General features: G+C 64.1%; 23 protein-coding genes and 1 pseudogene. 4 read left to right on the forward strand and 20 right to left on the reverse strand.

Annotated elements, in window-relative coordinates; genetic code table 11:
* Positions 1-18: 18 nt before the first annotated feature.
* From GVM20_RS11050 to argB, 7 genes are all read right to left on the reverse strand, one after another.
* Positions 19-510 (reverse strand): TerD family protein, encoded by a 492-nt coding sequence (locus GVM20_RS11050; RefSeq protein WP_166547255.1) that lies wholly within the window; start codon positions 508-510, stop codon positions 19-21.
* A 60-nt stretch (positions 511-570) separates the two neighbouring features.
* Entirely contained in the window at positions 571-1,152 is a 582-nt protein-coding gene (locus GVM20_RS11055; RefSeq protein ID WP_166547256.1) for a TerD family protein, read from the reverse strand.
* 221 nt (positions 1,153-1,373) lie between these two features.
* Positions 1,374-1,997 (reverse strand): MarC family protein, encoded by a 624-nt coding sequence (locus GVM20_RS11060; RefSeq protein WP_160760422.1) that lies wholly within the window; start codon positions 1,995-1,997, stop codon positions 1,374-1,376.
* 54 nt (positions 1,998-2,051) lie between these two features.
* On the reverse strand, positions 2,052-2,831 hold the full coding sequence (locus tag GVM20_RS11065; RefSeq protein WP_166547257.1) for a hypothetical protein: 780 nt from the start codon (positions 2,829-2,831) through the stop codon (positions 2,052-2,054).
* A gap of 47 nt (positions 2,832-2,878) precedes the next feature.
* The gene (gene folD / locus GVM20_RS11070; RefSeq protein ID WP_166547258.1) at positions 2,879-3,775 is read right to left on the reverse strand and encodes a bifunctional methylenetetrahydrofolate dehydrogenase/methenyltetrahydrofolate cyclohydrolase FolD; all 897 of its coding nucleotides are present in this window, start codon (positions 3,773-3,775) and stop codon (positions 2,879-2,881) included.
* Entirely contained in the window at positions 3,775-4,056 is a 282-nt protein-coding gene (locus GVM20_RS11075; protein ID WP_166547259.1) for a YggT family protein, read from the reverse strand. The genes folD and GVM20_RS11075 overlap by 1 nt, the downstream gene beginning before the upstream one ends.
* A gap of 115 nt (positions 4,057-4,171) precedes the next feature.
* Positions 4,172-5,095: an acetylglutamate kinase gene (argB, locus tag GVM20_RS11080; RefSeq protein WP_353653146.1), complete on the reverse strand. Its 924-nt coding sequence runs from the start codon at positions 5,093-5,095 to the stop codon at positions 4,172-4,174.
* Positions 5,096-5,249: 154 nt separating this feature from the next.
* On the opposite strand from argB, the gene GVM20_RS11085 reads away from it, so the two are divergent.
* Entirely contained in the window at positions 5,250-5,426 is a 177-nt protein-coding gene (locus tag GVM20_RS11085; protein WP_166547260.1) for a hypothetical protein, read from the forward strand.
* Positions 5,427-5,492: 66 nt separating this feature from the next.
* Here GVM20_RS11085 and GVM20_RS11090 read toward each other — a convergent pair whose 3' ends face one another.
* The 10 genes from GVM20_RS11090 to GVM20_RS11135 form a co-directional block, all read right to left on the reverse strand.
* The gene (locus GVM20_RS11090) at positions 5,493-5,747 is read right to left on the reverse strand and encodes an HP1242/YdcH family protein (protein WP_166547261.1); all 255 of its coding nucleotides are present in this window, start codon (positions 5,745-5,747) and stop codon (positions 5,493-5,495) included.
* 93 nt (positions 5,748-5,840) lie between these two features.
* Positions 5,841-6,137: a DUF1294 domain-containing protein gene (locus GVM20_RS11095; RefSeq protein ID WP_166547262.1), complete on the reverse strand. Its 297-nt coding sequence runs from the start codon at positions 6,135-6,137 to the stop codon at positions 5,841-5,843.
* Positions 6,138-6,654: 517 nt separating this feature from the next.
* The gene (locus GVM20_RS11100; RefSeq protein WP_166547263.1) at positions 6,655-7,407 is read right to left on the reverse strand and encodes a putative phage abortive infection protein; all 753 of its coding nucleotides are present in this window, start codon (positions 7,405-7,407) and stop codon (positions 6,655-6,657) included.
* A gap of 31 nt (positions 7,408-7,438) precedes the next feature.
* Positions 7,439-7,609 (reverse strand): DUF2158 domain-containing protein, encoded by a 171-nt coding sequence (locus GVM20_RS16535; RefSeq protein WP_166547264.1) that lies wholly within the window; start codon positions 7,607-7,609, stop codon positions 7,439-7,441.
* Positions 7,610-7,615: 6 nt separating this feature from the next.
* A complete protein-coding gene (locus GVM20_RS11110; RefSeq protein ID WP_166547265.1) occupies positions 7,616-8,662 on the reverse strand; it encodes a ribonucleotide-diphosphate reductase subunit beta in 1,047 nt (348 codons plus the stop codon).
* A gap of 68 nt (positions 8,663-8,730) precedes the next feature.
* Positions 8,731-8,916 carry a hypothetical protein gene (locus GVM20_RS11115; RefSeq protein ID WP_160760003.1) on the reverse strand — a complete coding sequence of 62 codons (186 nt, stop codon included), beginning with the start codon at positions 8,914-8,916 and terminating at the stop codon, positions 8,731-8,733.
* Between the two features lie 84 nt (positions 8,917-9,000).
* Positions 9,001-11,031, reverse strand: a complete 2,031-nt coding sequence (locus tag GVM20_RS11120; protein ID WP_166547266.1) for a ribonucleoside-diphosphate reductase subunit alpha — start codon at positions 11,029-11,031, stop codon at positions 9,001-9,003.
* Between the two features lie 514 nt (positions 11,032-11,545).
* Positions 11,546-13,411 carry an ABC-F family ATP-binding cassette domain-containing protein gene (locus tag GVM20_RS11125; RefSeq protein WP_166547267.1) on the reverse strand — a complete coding sequence of 622 codons (1,866 nt, stop codon included), beginning with the start codon at positions 13,409-13,411 and terminating at the stop codon, positions 11,546-11,548.
* Between the two features lie 67 nt (positions 13,412-13,478).
* Positions 13,479-14,369 (reverse strand): alpha/beta fold hydrolase, encoded by an 891-nt coding sequence (locus tag GVM20_RS11130; RefSeq protein WP_166547268.1) that lies wholly within the window; start codon positions 14,367-14,369, stop codon positions 13,479-13,481.
* 34 nt (positions 14,370-14,403) lie between these two features.
* Positions 14,404-15,210, reverse strand: a complete 807-nt coding sequence (locus GVM20_RS11135) for a TraB/GumN family protein (RefSeq protein ID WP_234031969.1) — start codon at positions 15,208-15,210, stop codon at positions 14,404-14,406.
* A 271-nt stretch (positions 15,211-15,481) separates the two neighbouring features.
* Between GVM20_RS11135 and GVM20_RS11140 the strand changes: the two genes are divergently transcribed.
* Complete coding sequence (locus tag GVM20_RS11140; protein WP_166547270.1) at positions 15,482-16,012, forward strand: hypothetical protein; 531 nt, start codon at positions 15,482-15,484, stop codon at positions 16,010-16,012.
* Positions 16,013-16,024: 12 nt separating this feature from the next.
* On the opposite strand, the gene nadB is transcribed toward GVM20_RS11140, so the two are convergent.
* Both nadB and GVM20_RS11150 read right to left on the reverse strand, forming a co-directional pair.
* Positions 16,025-17,626, reverse strand: coding sequence for an L-aspartate oxidase (nadB, locus tag GVM20_RS11145; protein WP_166547271.1), 1,602 nt, complete (start codon positions 17,624-17,626; stop codon positions 16,025-16,027).
* A 53-nt stretch (positions 17,627-17,679) separates the two neighbouring features.
* The gene (locus GVM20_RS11150; RefSeq protein ID WP_166547272.1) at positions 17,680-18,633 is read right to left on the reverse strand and encodes an ABC transporter ATP-binding protein; all 954 of its coding nucleotides are present in this window, start codon (positions 18,631-18,633) and stop codon (positions 17,680-17,682) included.
* Positions 18,634-18,705: 72 nt separating this feature from the next.
* On the opposite strand from GVM20_RS11150, the gene GVM20_RS11155 reads away from it, so the two are divergent.
* The gene (locus tag GVM20_RS11155; RefSeq protein WP_166547273.1) at positions 18,706-18,966 is read left to right on the forward strand and encodes a zinc-finger domain-containing protein; all 261 of its coding nucleotides are present in this window, start codon (positions 18,706-18,708) and stop codon (positions 18,964-18,966) included.
* A 74-nt stretch (positions 18,967-19,040) separates the two neighbouring features.
* On the forward strand, positions 19,041-19,526 hold the full coding sequence (locus GVM20_RS11160; protein WP_166547274.1) for a hypothetical protein: 486 nt from the start codon (positions 19,041-19,043) through the stop codon (positions 19,524-19,526).
* A gap of 32 nt (positions 19,527-19,558) precedes the next feature.
* Here GVM20_RS11160 and GVM20_RS11165 read toward each other — a convergent pair.
* Positions 19,559-20,554: pseudogene (locus tag GVM20_RS11165) on the reverse strand (NAD(P)H-dependent flavin oxidoreductase); the annotation flags it as partial.
* Between the last annotated feature and the right edge of the window lie 96 nt (positions 20,555-20,650).

Genomic DNA, 20,650 nt, shown 5'->3' on the forward strand with positions numbered 1-20,650 from the left:
GCATCGACCGGATCGTGTTCACCGCCACCCATGATAGCCGCGCGGTGGGCGAATCCCGCCCGCAAACCCGGCCGCAATCGTGCCGATCTTCCAGCCTGAGGAATGGCGGTAAATCTCAGCCAGCATCACCGCCTTTTCGTTGGTGAGCGCGGCGGCGGCATCGAAAGTCGCCTTGCCGCCATCAATGCTCACCATCAGCGGGCGGGATTCGCCCACCGCGCGGCTATCATGGGTGGCGGTGAACACGATCCGGTCGATGCTCGCGGGCAGCCGGTCGAGATCGAGCACAAAGCTGGCTGCGTTACCGCTGCTGGTCATCCGCACTTCGCCGCCGGGGGTGGCGGGGTTGGAGAACAGCACGACATAGCGGTCGTCACCGATCTTCTGGCCCGGTTCGAGCCCGAAGGCGGCGATGTCGATCCCGTCCATCCCGAACTCGACCTTGACCTCGCATTGCGAGCCAATTCCGAGATCGGCGAGGGACCGCTTTTCCCCACGTTGCAGCTGCATGCGACTGGCTCCGGCTAAAGATGGAAGGAAGGGTGCGGCGCCGTCGAGCGCTGCGGCCAATCAGAGGATCGCGCGGGCCGGTGCCGTCAGGTCATGGACGGTGCGCCCGCCGGTGCGTTCGCCAATCGCCTTGAAGTCCCACTGCCCGCCGTTGCGCGACAGGCTCGCGAGGATCAGCCCGGTGTGCGAGCCGGAATCCGAAATGTCGAACCGCGCCAATTCCTTGCCGCTGCGCTTGTCGACCACGCGGGCAAACGCATTGGCGACCTTGTCGAAGGTCTGCCCGCGGAAGCTGTTCACGGTGAGGACGAGATATTCGACCTTGCTGTCGAGCCGGTCGAGCTGGATGGCGATGCTTTCGTCATCCCCGTCGCCCTCACCCGTCAGATTGTCGCCGCTGTGGCGGATCGTGCCCGAGGCATTGGTGAGCTTGCCGAACCACACGGATTCCAGCACGGTCTTGTCGCCATCGAAGGTGATGCACGAGGCATCAAGGTCGATATCGCCCCCGCCGCCGAGCAGGCCGCCGAAGAAGCCCTTCTTGGCCACATCCCAGCCCACGCCGAGGCTGATCTGCGTCAACCCATTGGGGGCCTCTTTCGCGAGGCTGACCGACTGGCTCTTCTGAAGCGAAATTCCCACTGATCCCCCGCGTAACTGCGCTGTTTGTCCCAGATCGGGATATCCCCGAAGGCCATAGGGGTGTCAACCCTACGCCCGAGGGGGTTGCAGGGGACTTACGGCTGTTATCATTACGCTTTCATTAAAGGATCGCGCGCGGGCGACAGGGCCGGAAATTGCTCTTGATCCTGTGCCGTGAATGGCGCTGGATGAAGGCGAGTGCCGCCCCCTTCGCTCTCGCGTTAGAGCCCGAAGCTGCCCTTCAGCCCGTCGATCACATATTGCGCCGCGAGCGCGGCCAGCAGTACGCCGAGCAGGCGGGTGATGACCGCTTCGACCTTGTCGCCCAGCAGGCGGATCAGTGGCCCTGCCGCGACCAGCGCGGCGGCCGTGATCGCCAGCACGGCGGCCAGCGCGGCGAGCACTTCGAACATTTCGGGCCAGCCCTCGGCCTCGTTCATCAGCAGCATGATTGCCGCAATCGCGCCCGGCCCCGCCAGCATCGGCATCGCCATCGGGAAGACCGATACGTCCTCGATCTCCGGCGTGGCGGCGATCTTCTCTGCGCGCTCCTCGCGGCGCTGGGTGCGCTTTTCGAACACCATGTCAAAGGCGATGAAGAACAGCATCAGCCCACCCGCGATGCGGAACGAGTTCAATTCAATATGCAGCGCGCCCAGCAATTCCTGCCCGAACAGCGCGAAAATGAGCAGGATGATAGAGGCGATCCACGTCGCCCGCAGCGCCATGCTGCGCGCCTGTTGCGGCGTCGCGCCCTTGGTCAGCCCGGCATAGATCGGCGCGCACCCCGGCGGGTCGATCACCACGAACAGGGTGACGAAGGCGGAAAGGAAGAGTTCGGTCAGCACCATGGCAGGGGTTTCGCAGGTCGATGGGGGGAGAGTTCCGCGCCCCTCACATCAATCGCCGGTCGGCACAAGGCTTTGTTCGATCGCGGTGACCCAGCGGCCCTGATAGAAATAATCCGCCGCGACATAGCGCGTGCCGTCCGCCCGGTGCTCCCAGCGCCAGCGCAGCGTGCCGTCGCGCGACAGCTTGGCACCGGCCTTGCCGTCCTCGCCGATCGGGATGGCGGGCGGCGGGGGTGTGCCATTGGCGCCGCGCGGACAGGTGGCGACGAGGCCGGTCACGGCGTCGATCTCGGTCACGACGATATCGCCCTCCTGCACCGGCTTCCGCGGCGGAGGCTGGGGCACATCATCGCCGCCGGCATCGTAGGTGTAGCGATAGGAATTATCCGCCTGCCGCTCCCACACAGTGACGAAGCTGCCGACCTTGCCCTCGGGATCGCGGTAGCGGCCCTTGCTCACCGCCAGCGCGCCGTCACAGCTCATCGCGACAACGCGCGCGTCCCACTGCACGGCGGCAGGCGGATCGGTCTGCGTGGCGAGCCAGGGTTCGATCGGGAAGGGGCCGTTCGCGCCGTGGAGCAAGGCGCCGGGCGCGGCGAACATCTTGAACGCGGTCCACTGCCCCCGCTCACGTGCGGCGCGCGAGAAGGCGGCTTCGGTGGCAACGATGGTGCTCGGCTGCGCGGCCCCGGGCGCGACGGTCAGAACCCGGTTGATCTGTTCGACCGCGCGGCGACTGGGCTTGGGCGGCCCCCCGCCGCCAGCGCAAGCCGACAAGGCGAGGGAAAGGGCGGCGAATCCAAGGAGTGCGGGCGCGGATCTGATCATGGTGGCAGTCTATCCGCTTGGCCTGCGCTTGTCGAAGGGTGTGCGCGTTACAGGCCCTCGGGCGGCGCGAGCCCGGCGTGGCCATGTGCGGCGACCAGCGTGTTGCGCAGCAGCACCGCAATCGTCATCGGCCCGACCCCGCCCGGCACCGGCGTAATCGCGCCTGCGACCGCGCTGACCTCGGCAAAGGCGACATCGCCCACCAGACGGCCCTTCGGCTTGTCGTCGGTGGGCGGCAGGCGGTTGATGCCGACGTCGATCACAGTCGCCCCCGGCTTGATCCAGTCCCCGCGCACCATCTCGGGGCGGCCCACGGCGGCGACCACGATGTCGGCGCGGCGGACGACCTCGGCGAGGTTTGTGGTGCGGCTATGCGCCACGGTGACGGTCGCGTTCGCATCCACCAAGAGCTGCGCCATCGGCTTGCCGACAATGTTCGACCGGCCAATCACCACCGCCTCCAGCCCCGACAGATCGCCCAGCCGGTCTTTCAGCAGCATGATGCAGCCCAGCGGGGTACAGGGGACGAAGCCCGGCTGGCCGACGCTCAGCCGCCCGGCGTTGATCACGTGGAAGCCGTCGACATCCTTGTCCGGGCTGATCGCGGCGATCACCGCCTGCTCGTCCAGCCCATTCGGCAGCGGCATCTGCACCAGAATGCCGTCAACCGCATCATCGCGGTTCAGCCGCTCGACCAGCGCCAGCAGCTCCGCTTCGCTGGTTTCAGCGGGCAGGCGATGCTCAAAGCTGGCGATCCCCGCTTCCTCGCAGGCGCGCGCCTTGGCGCCGACATAGACCTGGCTCGCCGGATCTTCGCCGACCAGCACCACCGCCAGCCCGGGACGCCGCCCGGTCGCCCGGGCAAAGTCCGCTGCCAGCGCACCGATCCGGGCGCGCAGATTGGCCGCAAAAGCCTTGCCGTCGATCAGCGCCGCTTCCCCCATCAGCGCACGGCGCCTTGCAGGATGTAGCCGATGGCATTGAGGATCATCAGGAACACCATCGGCGAAAAGTCGATCGCGCCGGTATCGGGCATGACCTTGCGGATCGGGCGCAGGACGGGCTCGAACAACCGGCTCAGCGCATCATGCACCGCATAGGCGAACTGGTTGCTGGGGCTCACCACGTTGAACGCGAACAGCAGCCCGATGATGAACCAGATGATCAGCAGCATGTTGGCGGTGCTGATGATCATGGAGAGTATCTGGAAAAGTGCGTCAGTCATTGCGATCCATTTCCGTTGCGAAGGCGCAGGCCGGTGTGGCCCTCGCGCCCGGTGATGTCCCTTGGCAGGCGTATTAGCTTGTTAATACGCCTCGCGCTACAACTCAGTTCCCGGCTCAGGCGCGCACCAGCGTCCCGGCCCCGCGCGCAGTGAAGAATTCGAGCAGCATCGCGTGGCCCACCCGCCCGTCGAGCACCACCGCCGCCTCGCACCCCGATTGCACCGCGGTGACGCAGGTTTCGAGCTTGGGCACCATGCCGCCGCGGATCACGCCGTCTTCGCGCAGCTTGGCGATGTCGGTGGGGGTGAGGTCGGTCAGCAGCGTGCCATCAGCCCCCAGCACGCCCGGCACGTCGGTCAGCAGGAACAAGCGCGCCGCGCCCAGCGCTGCCGCAATCGCGCCGGCCATCGTGTCGGCGTTGATGTTGTAGGTCGCGCCGTCCGCGCCCGGCGCAATCGGGGCGATTACCGGGATCATCCCGGCGGCCACCATCGTGTCGATCACGCTGGTATCGACCGCCGCAGGCTCGCCCACGAAGCCCAGGTCGACCACCTGTTCGATATTGCTGTCGGGATCGCGCGTGGTGCGGCTGACCTTGCGCGCGGTCACCATCCCGCCGTCCTTGCCCGAGATCCCGATCGCCTTGCCGCCAGCGGCCGCGATCCAGCCGACCAGCTCCTTGTTGATCGCGCCCGACAGGACCATTTCGGCGACCTTGGCCGTCGCTTCATCGGTGACGCGCAGCCCATCGACGAAGGTGCTCTCCACCCCCAGCCGCTTCAGCATCTGGCCGATCTGCGGGCCGCCGCCATGCACCACCACCGGGTTGATGCCGACCGCCTTCAGCAGCACGATATCCTCGGCAAAATCGCGCGCCGCCTCGGGATCGCCCATCGCGTGGCCGCCGTACTTCACCACGAAGGTGCGCCCGGCATAGCGCTGGAAATAGGGCAACGCCTCGATCAGCACTTCGGCCTTCGAGAGATCAGGCGTCTCCGCCCCGGAACGAGGCGGCGTATGGTTCAGCTTGTCGGTCACCGGTGTTCAAACCCCTGCGCGCGCGCTTTGCGTTGTCGCGCGGCCCCCTAGCGGCTCGCGGTCCCCGGGCCAAGCCGATTGGTGGAACTGTCAGTAAGAGTTAGGAAATTGTGCGCCACAGTGCTATTCCGGTCTCAGGGGGAGAGAGGTGGCGATGAGCGAGAGTGACAGCGACAAGCCGGCGGCTGACCCGTCCGGCGGAGGGCGGCGGCAGACGGACCGGCGCAAGGCGCAGGTGCCGTTCGACGGGCCCGACCGCCGCAAGGGCGATCGCCGCACCGGCACGGACCGGCGCACCACCCCGCGCGCGGATGGCGAGATCGCGGAGTAGCTTCGGCCTGCGCGGGGTTGCGGGCGGAGCATCGCCTGTTGCCCCGCCCGCACAAGCCCGTGGGCGCTAGACCGCGTCCGGCGCGGCCTCCAGCATGGCGGCGATTTCGTCGAGCAGATGCAGCCGCTCTTTCTTAAGCGCTTCGAGCCGGTCGTCGCTCGCGGCGTCGATCTCGGTTTCGATCCGGTGGATTTCGCGGTTCACGGTGTGATGCTGCTCGGCCAGCCGGGCGAAATGGGCATCGGTCAGCTTGAGCTGGTGGAGCGTGTCGGCCTGGTCCGGAAAGACATCGGCGAGTTCGTTGGGGGTGTGCGCGGACATGGTGTTATCCCTGAGTGATGCCCCCTGTCCTAGGCGCTCGCACCGCCGGCGTACTTGATCGAGGTCAAGTTCCGACGCGCGGACCGGCGGGCCTCACCACAGGAACACCACCAGAAACACCGCCACGCATAATTGCAGCCCGGCAATGAAGTGCAGCCGCCCGCAGAACGGCTGCTTGCGCGTCTTGTGCCGAAACACCGCCCGCCCCGCATAGGCGCCGAGCGTCCCGCCGAAGAACGCCAGCTGGAGCAAGGTCTCCTCCCGGATCCGCCAGGCCCCCTGCTGGGCCCGCGCCTTGTCGAGGCCGAAAGCGGCAAAGGCGAGGAAATTCATCACGGCGAGCGCGGTGATGATGTTGGCGGGGGAGAGCAGGGTTTGCAGCGGAGCCATGCGCGCGGCGTAGCGCGGGATGGGTTGCCGAAGGGTTGATGTGGCGCTCGGCCATCATCCGCCCCGCGTCCGTCATCCCAGCGCAAGCTGGGACCTAGAGCGGCTGGGTGCCACCTCTCTCCTCCACCCTCCCCCGCCCCGGGTCCGACCCGGGGCCCCGCTTTCGCTTTCAGCGGTGCAGAAGAGAGCGGGGTCCCGGGTCAAGCCCGGGACGGGGGTGGAAGCTGGTGATGCGCGACGACGCGCTGGCTCACCCTCTGGTATTGGGCGATGAAATCGGCGTGGCTCATGTCGTTCTTGGTATCACCTTTACGCCACCGTCATCCCAGCGAAAGCTGGGACCCAGGGCGGCAAGCGCAGTCCAATGACGCTCTAGGCCCCAGCTTTCGCTGGGGTGACGATATCAGGAGCGGCAGCGCCCCAGCCCGTCTCCCCGGACTTGCCTGCCCCGGCGCAGGCCGGGGATCCGGGGTCCCGCTGCCTTCGGCTCTGTAGGATGAAGAAGCGGGGTCCCGGGTCAAGCCGGGGAAGATGGAGCCGGCACAGATGTGTGCCCATTCTCGCGCAGCGGTGGCACTTCCACTCGATTAAAAGCAGAGGGCGCGAAAAAGCTTAGAAAATTGTGCTTAGCTCGAGCGTCATCTGAAAGATTGTGCATCAGAGAATATCGCTCGACAAGATCTTTGAACTTCTCCCTTCCCTCTCCATAGGCGCAATTAAGACCTAAAAGTATCAGCTCAGACTCAGAAAGCGTGGCCCGAACGATTTGCATATAGAAATATTTATCTTCGAAGGGGCTTCTATCAACATAATTAACCAGATGATACAAGAACCGAAAATAATGCCCTAAGTCGTTACGATAGTTGTGGAATGTAGCCCCCCACCTATCAGCATCGCTTTTTCCGGAATTGTTTCTAAAGTAGTAGAGCATTGATCGAAATGCATCTTGACCTGTTTTCTTTCCGCCAGCGCCGTCAATGTCTATCTCAACTACATTTCTCTGATGATGCTGAAGGAGCTGGAAAAAAGCATGTTCAAAACTAACTTTTTCCGCTCTCCTGTCAGATTCTAATTCTCGTTCTTTTATCCTATCGAGCTCTAGTGCCTGAGCATTGAATGTTGCAATTGCGCTTAGGGCAGCCAAAGACGCCATTATCGCACTTATCGGCCCAAAAGAGTCGCCAAACTGAGCATTATTAGAGAAATCCCACGGGATTCCAAGAGGATTAAATCCGGTGCCGCTGACGAGAACGAAAGCGGTATAGATCAACAGCACCGTAATAAGGATGCAAGATCGGCCTTTAGGTGTGTTTATCAACCACAAGTTCCAGTTGCTGATATCTAAAGATTGAGCTTTTCAGCTCGTTCCTTTCGTCAAACCATTCGCAAGAGATCTTCTCGTCGCGCATCCAACCAACGGTCATGATCGGTCCACCCGATTTCAGTCGAACTAGGTCGCCAGCTTGAATCATGGCCCCCTACTCCGCCGCCTGCACCCCAAACAGCCCAGCCTCAGCCACAACGCTGTCGTCCTCGTTCACAGCCTTGGCCTTCTGCCGCTTGTCAAAGCTCGACCACACGGTGTTCCAATCACCGCGCGTCGCGCCCTTCGAATACTCCGTCGCGCGGGTTTCGAAGAAGTTGGCGTGCTCCACCCCGTTCAGCAGCGGCGCGAGCCACGGGAGGGGGTGTTCTTCGATCATGTAGATCTCTTGCAGGCCGAGCTGCTTCAGGCGCCAGTCGGCGATGTAGCGGATGTAGCGCTTGATCTCCTTGGCGCTCATGCCGTTGATCGGGCCCATTTCGAAGGCGAGGTCGATGAAGTTGTCTTCCAGACGCACGGTCTTCTGGCAGATGTCGATCAGGTCTTCCTTCACCGCCTTGGTGAGGCACTGACGCTCCTCGCAGAAGGTGTGAAACAGCTTGATGATGCCCTCGCAGTGCAGCGATTCGTCGCGCACCGACCAGCTGACGATCTGGCCCATGCCCTTCATCTTGTTGAAGCGCGGGAAGTTCATCAGCATGGCGAAGCTGGCGAACAGCTGGAGCCCTTCGGTGAACCCGCCGAACGCGGCGAGCGTGCGGGCGATATCCTCGTCGGTGTCGACGCCGAACTGGCCGAGGAAGTCGTGCTTGTCCTTCATTTCCTCATATTCGAGGAAGGCGGAGTACTCGCTCTCGGGCATCCCGATGGTGTCGAGCAGGTGCGAATAGGCCGCAATGTGCACCGTCTCCATGTTGGAGAAGGCGGCGAGCATCATCTTCACTTCCGTGGGCTTGAACACCCGGCCGTAGTTTTCGTGATAGCAGTTCTGCACCTCGACATCGGCCTGGGTGAAGAAGCGGAAGATCTGGGTGAGCAGGTTACGCTCGTTCTCGGTGATCTTCTGCGCCCAGTCGCGGCAATCTTCGCCCAAGGGCACTTCTTCGGGCATCCAGTGGATCTGCTGCTGGCGCTTCCAGAAGTCATAGGCCCAGGGGTACTGGAAGGGCTTGTAGGTCGAGCGGGCTTCGAGAAGCGACATGGGCGGTCTCCTAGGACGAATGAGAATAGCAGATACGAAGCGCGCGCGCTTCCGGATTCACGGCGGCGTCAGGGCGCGTAGGCGATGACGACGTAGATGCAGAAGGGCACGAACATCGACACCATCGCGACGTGGATCATGGCGGCGTTGCGCGAATGGCCCTCGACGTTGCGCTTGAGCTCGCGCCACGCGTTGAAGGCGAAGACGGCGCTGACGATCAGCCCGATAACGCCCATGACAAACGGCAGATTCATGTGTGTGGTCCCCTGTAAACGATGATGCGGCGGCCGCGGGCGCGGGGCGGGCCTGATGCCCTCCCGCGCCCCGGCCGTGAGCGCCTACTGGCAGCTCAGGCATTCCTCGTAATCGGTCTCGGCGCTGAGCTCGATCTTGGCGAGTTCGGAGGTGTTGTCCGCCTCCACCCCGCCGACGAACCCGGCGCGCTGCACGCTCTTGGAGCGCAGGTAGTAGAGCGACTTGATGCCGCGCTCCCACGCCTGATAGTGCAGCATCATCAGATCCCACTTGTCGACATCGGCCGGGATGAACAGGTTCAGCGACTGGGCCTGATCGATATAGGGCGTGCGGTCGGCCGCGAATTCGAGCAGCCAGCGCTGGTCGATCTCGAAGCTGGTCTTGAAGGTCGCCTTTTCCTCGGTGGTGAGGAAATCGAGATGCTGGACCGAGCCGCCGCGCTCGAGGATCGAGTTCCAGACATTGGTCGAGTTCTTCGACTTCTTGTCGAGCACCTTTTCGAGGTACGGGTTCTTGACGATGAAGCTGCCCGACAGGGTCTTGTGGGTGTAGATATTGGCCGGGATCGGCTCGATGCAGGCCGAGGTGCCGCCGCAGATGATGCTGATCGACGCGGTCGGCGCGATCGCCATCTTGCAGCTGAACCGCTCCATCGCACCCATGTCGGCCGCATCGGGGCACGGGCCGCGCTCCTGCGCCAGCAGCATCGAAGCCTCGCACGCCTTGGCGTGAATGTGCTTGAACATCTGGAGGTTCAGCGCCTTGGCCATCGCGCTTTCAAAGGCGACGCCCTTCTGCTGGAGATAGGAGTGGAAGCCCATCACCCCGAGGCCGACCGAACGCTCGCGCGCAGCGGAATACTTGGCACGGGCCATCTCGTCCGGCGCACGGTCGATATAGTCCTGCAGGACGTTGTCGAGGAAGCGCATGACGTCCTCGATGAACTGCTTGTCGCCCTTCCACTCTTCCCAGGTTTCCAGGTTCAATGAGGACAGGCAGCACACCGCGGTGCGGTCATTGCCCAGGTGATCGATCCCGGTCGGCAGGGTGATTTCCGAGCACAGGTTCGAAGTCGAGACCTTGAGGCCGAGATCGCGGTGATGCTTGGGCATCATGCGGTTCACGGTGTCGTTGAAGACGATGTAGGGCTCACCCGTGGCAAGGCGGGTTTCGACCAGCTTCTGGAACAGCGAGCGCGCATCGACCGTCTGCCGTACCGAGCCATCGCGGGGCGAGCGGAGCTGGAACTCGGTGCCTTCACGGACCGCATTCATGAAATCGTCGGTGACCAGCACGCCGTGGTGCAGGTTCAGCGCCTTGCGGTTGAAGTCGCCCGAAGGCTTGCGGATTTCGAGGAACTCCTCGATCTCCGGGTGGCTGATGTCGAGATAGCAGGCGGCCGAACCGCGCCGCAGCGAGCCCTGCGAAATCGCCAGCGTCAGCGAGTCCATCACGCGCACGAAGGGAATGATGCCCGAGGTCTTGCCGTTGAGACCGACCGGCTCGCCGATGCCGCGGACATTGCCCCAATAGGTGCCGATCCCGCCGCCCTTGGACGCCAGCCACACGTTTTCATTCCAGGTGTTGACGATCCCTTCGAGGCTGTCCTCAACCGAGTTGAGGTAGCACGAAATCGGCAAGCCGCGATGGGTGCCGCCGTTCGACAGCACCGGGGTGGCGGGCATGAACCACAGCTTCGAAATGTAGTCATAGAGCCGCTGGGCGTGCGCCTCGTCATCGGCGTAGGCATCGGCCACGCGGGCGAAGAGGTCCTGATAATTCTCGCCGGGGAGCAGATAGCGGTCGGTCAGCGTTTCCTTGCCGAAATCGGTGAGGCGCGCGTCGCGGGTGTTGTCGGTGACAACGGTGAAGCGCCGGGCGTTGACGGTCTTGCTGTCGGGCGCCTCGGTCTTGGCGGCTTCGGCCATGGCACCGGCCAGCGCCTCACCGGCTTTGGCCGCGATCAGGGCATCCGAGCCCATATCGATCTTGTTCATGCTTACCGCCTTTTCATCCTTAACGGACGTCTCGGCAATCACGCCCGCATCCAGTTCATTCGTCACATCGCTCATCACCGCATCACTGGGCACGTTGTCGCTCGCCTTGAAATCCATCTGAAGCCCCTGTTGTCCCCCGAATCAGACCATGGACGCAAGGGGCCATGTTCCGATTCTGTTCTATACCGCTTGGTCCACAGACTTGCCAACAGGCTGCCCGGTTGCCGGGCCTGTTGACGCATCGGTTGGTCCCATTTGCGGCGTGAAGCGAACCTGTGGGCCGGGGCGAATCGATCTCCGTCTCCCCTCTCACGGGGCGGGGACGTTTCACCAAGGCTTGGGGGTCCGATCAGCGCCGAACCACTAGATGATGAATCACTGCGGGACTCCCGTCAACGGGCGTTTAAGCACTTGGTTACCATGACGGGTCGGTTTCAAGCCCGTGTCAGACCTGCGTCACACCCGCGACGCGTGGACCAAGCTTGAGTCGCGCGGGCCGCAAGCCCCAAATTGAATCTGTGAAGAAAAATATGGTGATTGAATCATTCGAATCCACCCGTGAATCTTTTGCATGGCTCACGATAGGATTGTTGCGCGGCGAGCGGGTGCGGCGCCGCGCGGGGCGGAAGAATCAGACCTGCCCGATCGCCTCAAGCACGGTTCCGGCGGCCAGCCAGCTGCGTTCCGCTTCATCCAGAGAATCGGCCGCCCGCGCCCGCTTGGTCAGCAGGGCCTGCATCGCGCTGCCGGATTGCCCGCCCGCCTTCGCGCTGAGGGCAAGGATCTCGCTATCGAGCTGCTCCACTTCGGCTGACAGGCGCGCGATGGCGGCTTCGGCTTTGCTGAGGTCCGATTGGGCCGCGCGCAAATCCGTGCCCGCCAAGGCCCCGCCCTTCGCGCCCTTGGCCTTGCCGTCGCGCGTCCCCTTGGGCTGGTTCCGGCCGAGGATGAAGTCGATGTAATCCTCCATGCTGCCGGCATATTCGCGCGCTGTGCCGTTATCGACGAGGATCAGGCGGTCCGCCGTCAATTCGACCATGTGGCGATCGTGGCTGATGAGAATCACCGCGCCCGAATAATTGTTGAGCGCCTGGATCAGCGCCTCACGCGCATCGACATCCAGGTGGTTGGTCGGCTCGTCGAGGATCAGCAGATGCGGTGCATCGCGGGTGATCAGCGCCAGTGCCAGCCGTGCGCGCTCTCCGCCCGACAGCTTGTCGACCCGCTGGTTCGCGCGCGGGCCGGAGAAGCCGAACCGCCCCAGTTGCGCCCGGATCGCGCCTTGGGCCGCGCCTTCCATCGCGCGGTTCATCAGATCGAGCGGGGTGTCCTCGCCCGCCAGCTCCTCGACCTGATACTGGGTGAAGTATCCGACCTTGAGCTTGCCGGGCGCGTTGACCTCGCCCTCGGCCGGGACAAGCTGCGAGGCGAGCAGCCGCGCCAGCGTGGTCTTGCCATTGCCGTTGCGGCCCAGCAGCGCGATGCGGTCATCAGCATCGATGCGGAAATTGAGCCGCTTCAGGATCGGCGGCGCCTCGCCATAACCGACCGCCGCGTGATCGAGCGTGATCATCGGCGATTTGAGCTCGGACGGATCGGGGAAGTCGAAGGTGAGCGACGGGTCTTCCATCAGCGCCGCAATCGGCTGCATCTTGGCGAGCATCTTGGCGCGCGATTGCGCCTGCTTGGCGGTCGAGGCGCGGGCGGAGTTGCGGGCGACGTAGTCCTGCAACCGCGCCCGCTGAGCATCCTGCGAGGCCTTGGCGGCGGCGAGCTGCGCGGCGCGTTCAGCCCGCTGCTTCTCGAAGGCGTCGTAGCCGCCCGGATAGAGCGTCAGCTGCCCGCCTTGCAGGTGCAGGATGTGATCGACCACCTTGTTGAGCAGGTCGCGTTCATGGCTGATCACCACCAGCGTGGCGGGATAGGACTTGAGGAAGTTCTCCAGCCATAGCGTCGCTTCGAGGTCCAGGTGGTTCGAAGGCTCGTCGAGCAGCAGGATGTCAGGCTCGGAAAACAGCAGCGCGCCCAGGGCAATGCGCATCTTCCAGCCGCCCGAGAAGCTGTCGACCGGGCGTTGCTGCATCTCCTCGTCAAAGCCCAACCCGTTGAGGATCTTGGCGGCGCGGGCGGGGGCGGAATAGGCGTCGATGGCGAGCAGGCGTTCGTGAACGTCGCCCATCCGGTCCATGTCGGTGCAGGTTTCCAGCTCTGCCAGCAATTCCGCGCGTTCGGTGGCGGAGGCGAGCACGACCTCTTCTGGCGTCATGGAGCCGCTGGGGGCTTCCTGCGCGATATAGCCGATCTTGGCGCGGGCGGGTTTGCTGATTTCGCCGTCATCCGGCTCGATTTCGCCGATCAGCGCCTTCATCAGCGTGGATTTGCCCGCGCCATTGCGGCCGATCAGGCCGACGCGCGCGCCCACCGGCACGGTTGCGCTGGCGCGTTCAAGAATGGCCCGGCCGCCAAGCCGCACTGTGACACCGTCGATGGTAAGCATGGGGGCGCCCTTAACAGCCTATCGGGCGCGCCCCAAAGGAAATCCCTTCGCAGGTGCGAAAGCCGCCCTATTGCCCGCGCGCGTGACCGGCGATTTCGCTGGCGATGCGCGGGATGAGGGCGAGGGGAAGATCATGGCCCCAACCGGGAATCGTCACCAGTCGCGCGCCCGAGATATGCCTGGCGGTATCCTCGCCCGCCTCCAGCTTGACCAGCGGATCGGCCTCGCCATGCATCACCAGTGTCGGCACCGTGACATTCGCAAGGCGCGAACGGCGGCAGCCATCGTCGATGATCGCGGCGAGCTGGCGGGGCAGGCCTGCTGGATAAACCGAGCGGCGCATATTGAGCAGCACCCGCTCGCGCTGCTGTTCGGGATCGAAGGGATAGCCGGGGCTGCCGATGTTCTTCGCGATATTAAGCCCGTGAGCGACCAGCGATTCCTCCTCCATGCTCTGGATCGGAGCCACCAGCGCATCGATGGCGTGCTTTTCCGCCTGAGGCAGCTTGCCATTGCCGGTGGTCGACATGATCGAGGTGAGGCTCGCCAGCCGCTCGCCATGGTGCACGGCCATCAGCTGCGCGATCATCCCGCCCATCGATGCGCCGACCACGTGGGCGCGCTCCACCCCGAGCGCGTCGAGCAGCCCGATCCCGTCATCGGCCATGTCCTTGAGCGTGTAGGGCACCTTGGCCGGGAAGCCGATCTTCTTGCGCAGCACCTGGATCGGCAGACTGGGCGCGCGGGCGCCCTCGAACTTCTGGCTGAGGCCAATGTCGCGGTTGTCGTAGCGGATCACCCGGAACCCATCGCCGACCAGCGCCGCGACCAGTTCATCCGGCCACAGCGTCATCTGCGCGCCAAGGCCCATCACCAGCAGGATCACCTCGGCTGACGGATCACCCCGATCCTCGTAGAAAATCTCGATGCCGGTGTTGGGCGTGGTGACGGTGGGCATGGTGCGGGCTGATCCTCTCAGGTGGCCCGTATGGTCACTTCCATTCGGGTCCGGCGATATCGAAGCCGCGCGCGTCCAATTGGTCAAGCACCCCGCCGCTTTCCGCCAACACCCTTAGCGGCACGACGGCAAGGGTGGTGCCCTTGGCCGTGCTGACTTCGGCGATTGTGTCGACCCAGATGGTCCTCAATTCGCTGCCCAAAGTCTCGTCCGCCCAGGGCCAGCACTGGCCGAGCGCGCTTTCCAGCGGGTTCGCCATGACCGAGGGAATATCGTAGCGCCGCCAGTCGGCCGCGCGCTTTTCGACGATGTCAGGGCCAGCCTCGACCGCGTCCATCGCGGCATTGAGGCAGGGGATATGCGCGGCAGGCGGTGCATCGGCGAGGTTGTCGATGATATCCTCGCCCCGCAGCGTGGCCGCGCGCGTGGTGGGGACATTGGCCTTGTCCGCGGCCTTGTTGACCACGTCGGAGGGTTCATCGGCAGTGTCGCGGTTGAAGCGCAGTTCCTTGCGCAACATCTGGAACGCGGTGAGCAGGAAGGATTGGCGGGCGTAATCCTCCTCATGCACGGTGCCGAGCGCTTCGAGCCGCGCCCATTGCTCCGGAGTCAGATATTCGCTCGCCACGGTCTTGTCGGGCAGCTTGGTGAACTTCGATCCGCTGAAGATCAGCCGCAGCACATCTCCGGGAGAAATCTTGGGCCGCGCGCCGAGGATCACGCGATCGGCCTGTTTGGTGGCTTCCTCTAGCCGCGCAGGCTCCCACGGGGTGGTCTTGGGGATCGCCCGAATCTCGCCGACGAGGATGATGGTGCCGGTGGGTGTATCAATCGTCCACATCGGAGCGCCGGAGCGCTGCGCGGTGACGACAATGGCGTTTTCCGGAGCGTTTTCGGAGGCAGCGGGTTCTTGAGCGGCTGACTGTGACGCAGAAAGAAGGAGGGCCAAACCCTTAAAAGCCGTAAGATTTTTTTGTCGAGGACTCATGATTGATGTCGATGACGCAGCACGGCTATACCCAAGCTTAACGCGGTGCATCAACGAGGTCAGGCACGTGTTTGCAACCCAGACTCAACGGCTTTCGCGAACGGTCGTCCTTGCATGTTCAGCCATGTTCGCCGTTTCACTCCCATCTGCCCTGTTTGCGGAAGACACCGGCCCGCCGCCTCATCCCGTGACGATCGAAGACACGCAGCTTCAGGGGCGTTGGCACTTGGTCGAAGTCGTCTTCGAGTTGGACGAAACCAATGGGGTGGGTTCGAAAGCCTACGAAACATTGGCGCGCTCACGCGAAAGGCAGGCAAAGGTCAGGGACGACATCCGGCAGGGAAAGATCGCGATAATCTCTCAGTTCAATCCTGACGGTTCTTACAGTCACGAGGTCGTATCCGGAGACACAGGAAACCGAATTCCCTATTATCGCGAACACGGCCGTTGGCACTTTGACCCGGCAAGCGCGATGCTTACCCGCAAATCGACTGATCAGGAGGTTACCACACTCGAAGAATGCATTGTCACGCGCCTGACCGACAGTGAGATGGAATTGAGGCTGTCTTTTACCGAGGGCGAGAACAAAGGTATTGTCGAGATCAATCGTCTGCGAAAGCACAGCGTAACCCGCGCGATTGTGGACGATAACTAGGTCCTCGCTGCCTCACGGCACCAGCACGGTATCCTTCGCCTCATCCGCCAGCGCCGGGTAATCCAGCGTGTAGTGCAGCCCCCGGCTCTCCTTGCGTTTAAGCGCTGATGCCACGATCAACTCCGCTGATTGCAGCAGGTTGCGCAACTCAATCAGATCGGTCGTCACCCGGAACGCACCATAGTAATCCTCGACCTCGCGCTTCAGCAGGTCGATGCGGCTCGCGGCGCGTTCCAGCCGCTTGGTGGTGCGCACGATGCCGACGTAGTTCCACATGAAGCGGCGGATTTCGGTCCAGTTCTGCTTGATGACGACTTCCTCGTCGGAATCGGTCACGCGGCTTTCATCCCACGGGAGGATCGCGGGCGGGGCTTCCAGCGTGTCCCACCGCGCCAGAATATCCTGCGCCGCGGCCTCGCCGAAGACGAAGCATTCGAGCAGGGAGTTGGACGCCAGCCGGTTCGCGCCGTGGAGGCCGCTTTCGGTGCACTCGCCCGCCGCCCACAGCCCCGGCACATCGGTGCGCGCATCGAGCCCGACCACCACGCCGCCGCAAGTGTAATGCTGCGCGGGAACGACCGGGATCGGCTGGGTGGTCATGTCGATGCCGAGGCCCATCAACTTCTCGTAGATCGTCGGGAAGTGGCCCTTCACGAAGTCCGCGGGCTGGTGGCTGATATCGAGGTGCACGTAATCGAGACCGAATCGCTTGATCTGGTCGTCGATCGCGCGGGCGACCACATCGCGCGGGGCGAGTTCCATCCGTTCAGGATCATAATCGACCATGAAGCGCCGCCCGGTTTCAGGGTGGAGCAGATGCCCACCCTCGCCCCGGACGGCCTCGGTGATGAGGAAGTTCTTGACCTCGAGATTGTAGAGGCAGGTCGGGTGGAACTGCATCATCTCCATGTTGGAGACGCGCGCACCCGCCCGCCACGCCATCGCGATCCCGTCGCCGGTCGCGCCGCGCGGGGCGGTGGAGAATTGATAGACGCGGCCTGCCCCGCCGGTGGCGAGGATTGTGGCACGGGCGACATGGCGTTCGACGCGCCCGGTCGCCTCGTCCAGCGCATAGACGCCCCACACGCGTCCGGCGGCGGAGAAGTGCTCGGCGTGGCGGTCGGTGATAAAGTCGATGCAGGTGCGGCCCGGCAGCAGCGTGATGTTGGGATGGGCCTCCGCCGCCTTGACCAGTGCCGATTGCACGGCCCAGCCGGTCGCATCGTCGACATGGACGATCCGCCGGTGCGAATGGCCGCCCTCGCGGGTGAGGTGGAGGCTGTCGGCGTCGCGGTTGAACGGCACGCCCAGCTCGCACAGCCGGTCAATCGACTGCGGGGCGCGTTCGATCACGAATTCGACCGTGGCAAGGTCATTGAGACCCACGCCCGCCACCATCGTATCGCGCACATGGTTTTCGAAAGTGTCGCCGGTATCCAGCACAGCGGCGATCCCGCCCTGCGCCCATGCGGTCGACCCGCCGGTGAGCGAGCCCTTGGCCAGCACCAGCACACGGCGTGTTTCGGCCAGAGCGAGCGCCGCGGTCAGCCCTGCCGCGCCCGAGCCGATCACGACAACGTCATGCGTCTGCTTCAACCCATCTTCCATCGCCATCCGCTTGCCATGACGTGCAATTGCGCGGTCGGCAAGCGGGATGCGCGGCGCGTTCAGCCAGCGCTGGCGGTGAGCTGAACGAAGACGTCCTCAAGATCGGCTTCGCGGGTGGTGACGTCTTCGACGGTCAGGCCCTGCGCCTGAAGAATCCCCAACACCTGACCTGCACTGAGGCGGTCCTTGTCATAGGTCACCTCGACCCCGCGCGCGCCGTCCCATTGCACCTTGACGAAAGCCTCATGCGCAGGCGCCGCGGCGAGGTCTTGCGCGGTGGTGACGGTGACGATCTTCTCGCGCGCCATGTCCACCAGTTCGCGGGTCGGCTTGTTGGCGATCAGCTGGCCGTTGTTGATGATCGCGATCCGGTCACACAGCTCCTCGGCCTCTTCGAGGTAATGGGTGGTGAGCACCACGGTCACGCCGTCGCGGTTCAATTCGCTGACCAGCTCCCACAGCTGGCGCCGCAGATCGACATCGACCCCGGCGGTGGGTTCATCCAGCACCAGAATCGGCGGGGAATGGACCATCGCCTTGGCCACCAGCAGCCGCCGCTTCATCCCGCCTGACAGCGTCCGGGCATAGGCGTTGCGCTTGTCGGCGAGCCGTACGGCCTCCAGCAGCGCTTCGGAACGGCGCAGAGCGGCGGCGATGCCGTAGAAGCCCGCCTGATTCTCCAGCACCTCGAACGGCGTGAAGAACGGATCGAACACGATTTCCTGCGGCACGATCCCGATCGAGCGGCTGGCATTGCGGCGGTTGCGATCAATGTCGAAGCCCCAGATGTCGACGCTGCCGGAGGTCTTGTTGACCAGCCCGGCGAGGATGTTGATCAGCGTCGATTTGCCCGCGCCGTTGGGGCCAAGCAGGCCGAAGATCGAGCCTTCGGGCACATCGAAGCTCACCCCGCCCAGCGCCAGCTTGCCAGCGGTGACGGTGCCGTTCGCGCCCTTGGCCGGGGCGTAGCGTTTCACGAGATTGTCGATGCGGATGGCGGGTTCGGCTGACATGGCTTCCGCCTAGGCAAAGGCGCCTGCAAAGGCAATTGAACTCAGGCGCGGCGCCCTGTATCGGCAGGCGCCATGAGCATTCCTCCTCCCGAAGTCCTGCTGGTCGATACGCGGCGCGTTTCCTGCGACGGGGCCAGCGGCATCCGCGCCCGCGCCGGCTATCGCCCGTCCGCGCTCGGCCATCCGCGCGTGTTCCTTGAAATCGACGAGCATGGCTATGTCGATTGCGGCTATTGTGACCGCCGCTTCGTGCTGCGTGGCGGCCCGGCCGATGGTGCGGATCAGGCGGACCTGCCCGATATCGCCGCAGGCGCCAGCGCCGCGCATAGCTGATCCGGCGCGCTCAGCGACGGTTAAGGCAGGCTGTGCTGTACGAGCGCTGTATCCCTGATTGCGAGGATCGCCCCATGAACCGTATTCGTCCTGCTGTTATCGCCGCTGCGCCGCTTGCTCTGGCAAGCCTTTGCCTGAGCCCGCTTGCGGCTCAGGATGCGCAAAGCCAGAGCGCGCCCGATGTCGAGACCGAAGGTACCACCGAAGCCGCGCCGCCGACCAAGGGCGAAGCGCGCCTTGCCAAGCTGATCGAGGGCCGCGTGGCGGGTGAGCCGGTGCGTTGCATCCGCACGCTGCCCAGCCAGCGCATGACGACCATCGATCGCACCGCCTATGTCTATGGCTCGGGCGACACGATCTACGTCCAGCGCACCCGCAATCCCCGCCAGATCGACGATGATGACGCGCTGGTCACACAGCGCTTCAACGCCAGCGAATTGTGCCGACTCGACCAGATGACCACGGTCGACCGAGTGCTCGGCTTCTTTACCGGCGCGGTGTTCTTCGAGGATTTCGTGCCTTACACCCGTGTCAAACCGAATGAGGCGGGCGAAGGCTGAGCCGCCCGCCCCTGACGCCCGCGCCGTTGGGCTCAGGCGCGGGCCATCGCGTTCATCCGGGCGATGATTTCCTCGGCCTGGAGCATGATCCGGTCGATCAATTCCTGACAGGTCGGGATGTCGTGGATCAGCCCGGCGACCATGCCGCAGCTCCATGCGCCTGCATCCATCGTGCCTTCCATCATGATCTTCGGGTACACACCGGCGACTTCGGGCAGGATGTCCTGAATGGTGATGGCATCGCCGAGCTCCTTCTCCTTGATGATCAGACGCTCGACCGCGGCATTGTTGAGCACGCGTTCGGTGTTGCGCAGCGGGCGCATGACGAGGCGGGTGTCGAGTTCGCTTGCGGCAAGGATCGCCTGCTTCACGTTCTCGTGCACGGGCGCCTCCTTGGTGGCGATGAAGCGCGTGCCCATGTTCATCCCCTGCGCGCCCATGGCGAGGCTGGCGACCAGGCTGCGCCCGTCAGCCATGCCGCCGCTGGAGACGAAGGGAATTTCCAGCTCATCCGCGGCGCGCGGCAGCAGGATGAAGTTGGGCACGTCGTCCTCGCCCGGGTGGCCGCCGCATTCGAACCCGTCGACGCTCACCGCATCGCAGCCGATGTCCTGCGCCTTGAGAGAGTGGCGCACAGAGGTGCATTTGTGGATGACCTTGATCCCGGCATCCTTCAGCGCAGGCAGGAGATCAACCGGGTTGCGTCCCGCCGTTTCGACCACCTTCACCCCGCCGTCGATCACCGCCTTGACCAGCCCGGGATAGTCGGGCGGGGTCAGGGTCGGCAGGATGGTGAGGTTCACGCCGAACGGCTTGTCGGTCATGTCCTTGCAGCGGGCGATTTCATTCGCGAGTTTCTCGGGCGTGCCCTGCGTCAACCCGGTGATGATCCCGAGGCCCCCGGCGTTCGAGACCGCCGCTGCCATCTCGGCGAACCCGACATAGTGCATCCCGCCCTGAATGATGGGGTGCTGGATGCCGAACATTTCGGTGATGGCGGTCTTCATGGCGTGGTCTCTCCCGTTGCAATGCGTGTTTGCGCGGGAGACAAGCCGAGTTGCGCCGTCCTTTCAAGCCCGCTTTTGGGGAGAGCGCAGCACATGGCCGCGCGCCGTAGCGTCAGG

Origin of the sequence: Porphyrobacter sp. SLTP (assembly GCF_009905735.1) — a bacterium.
Taxonomy (GTDB): Bacteria; Pseudomonadota; Alphaproteobacteria; order Sphingomonadales; family Sphingomonadaceae; genus Erythrobacter.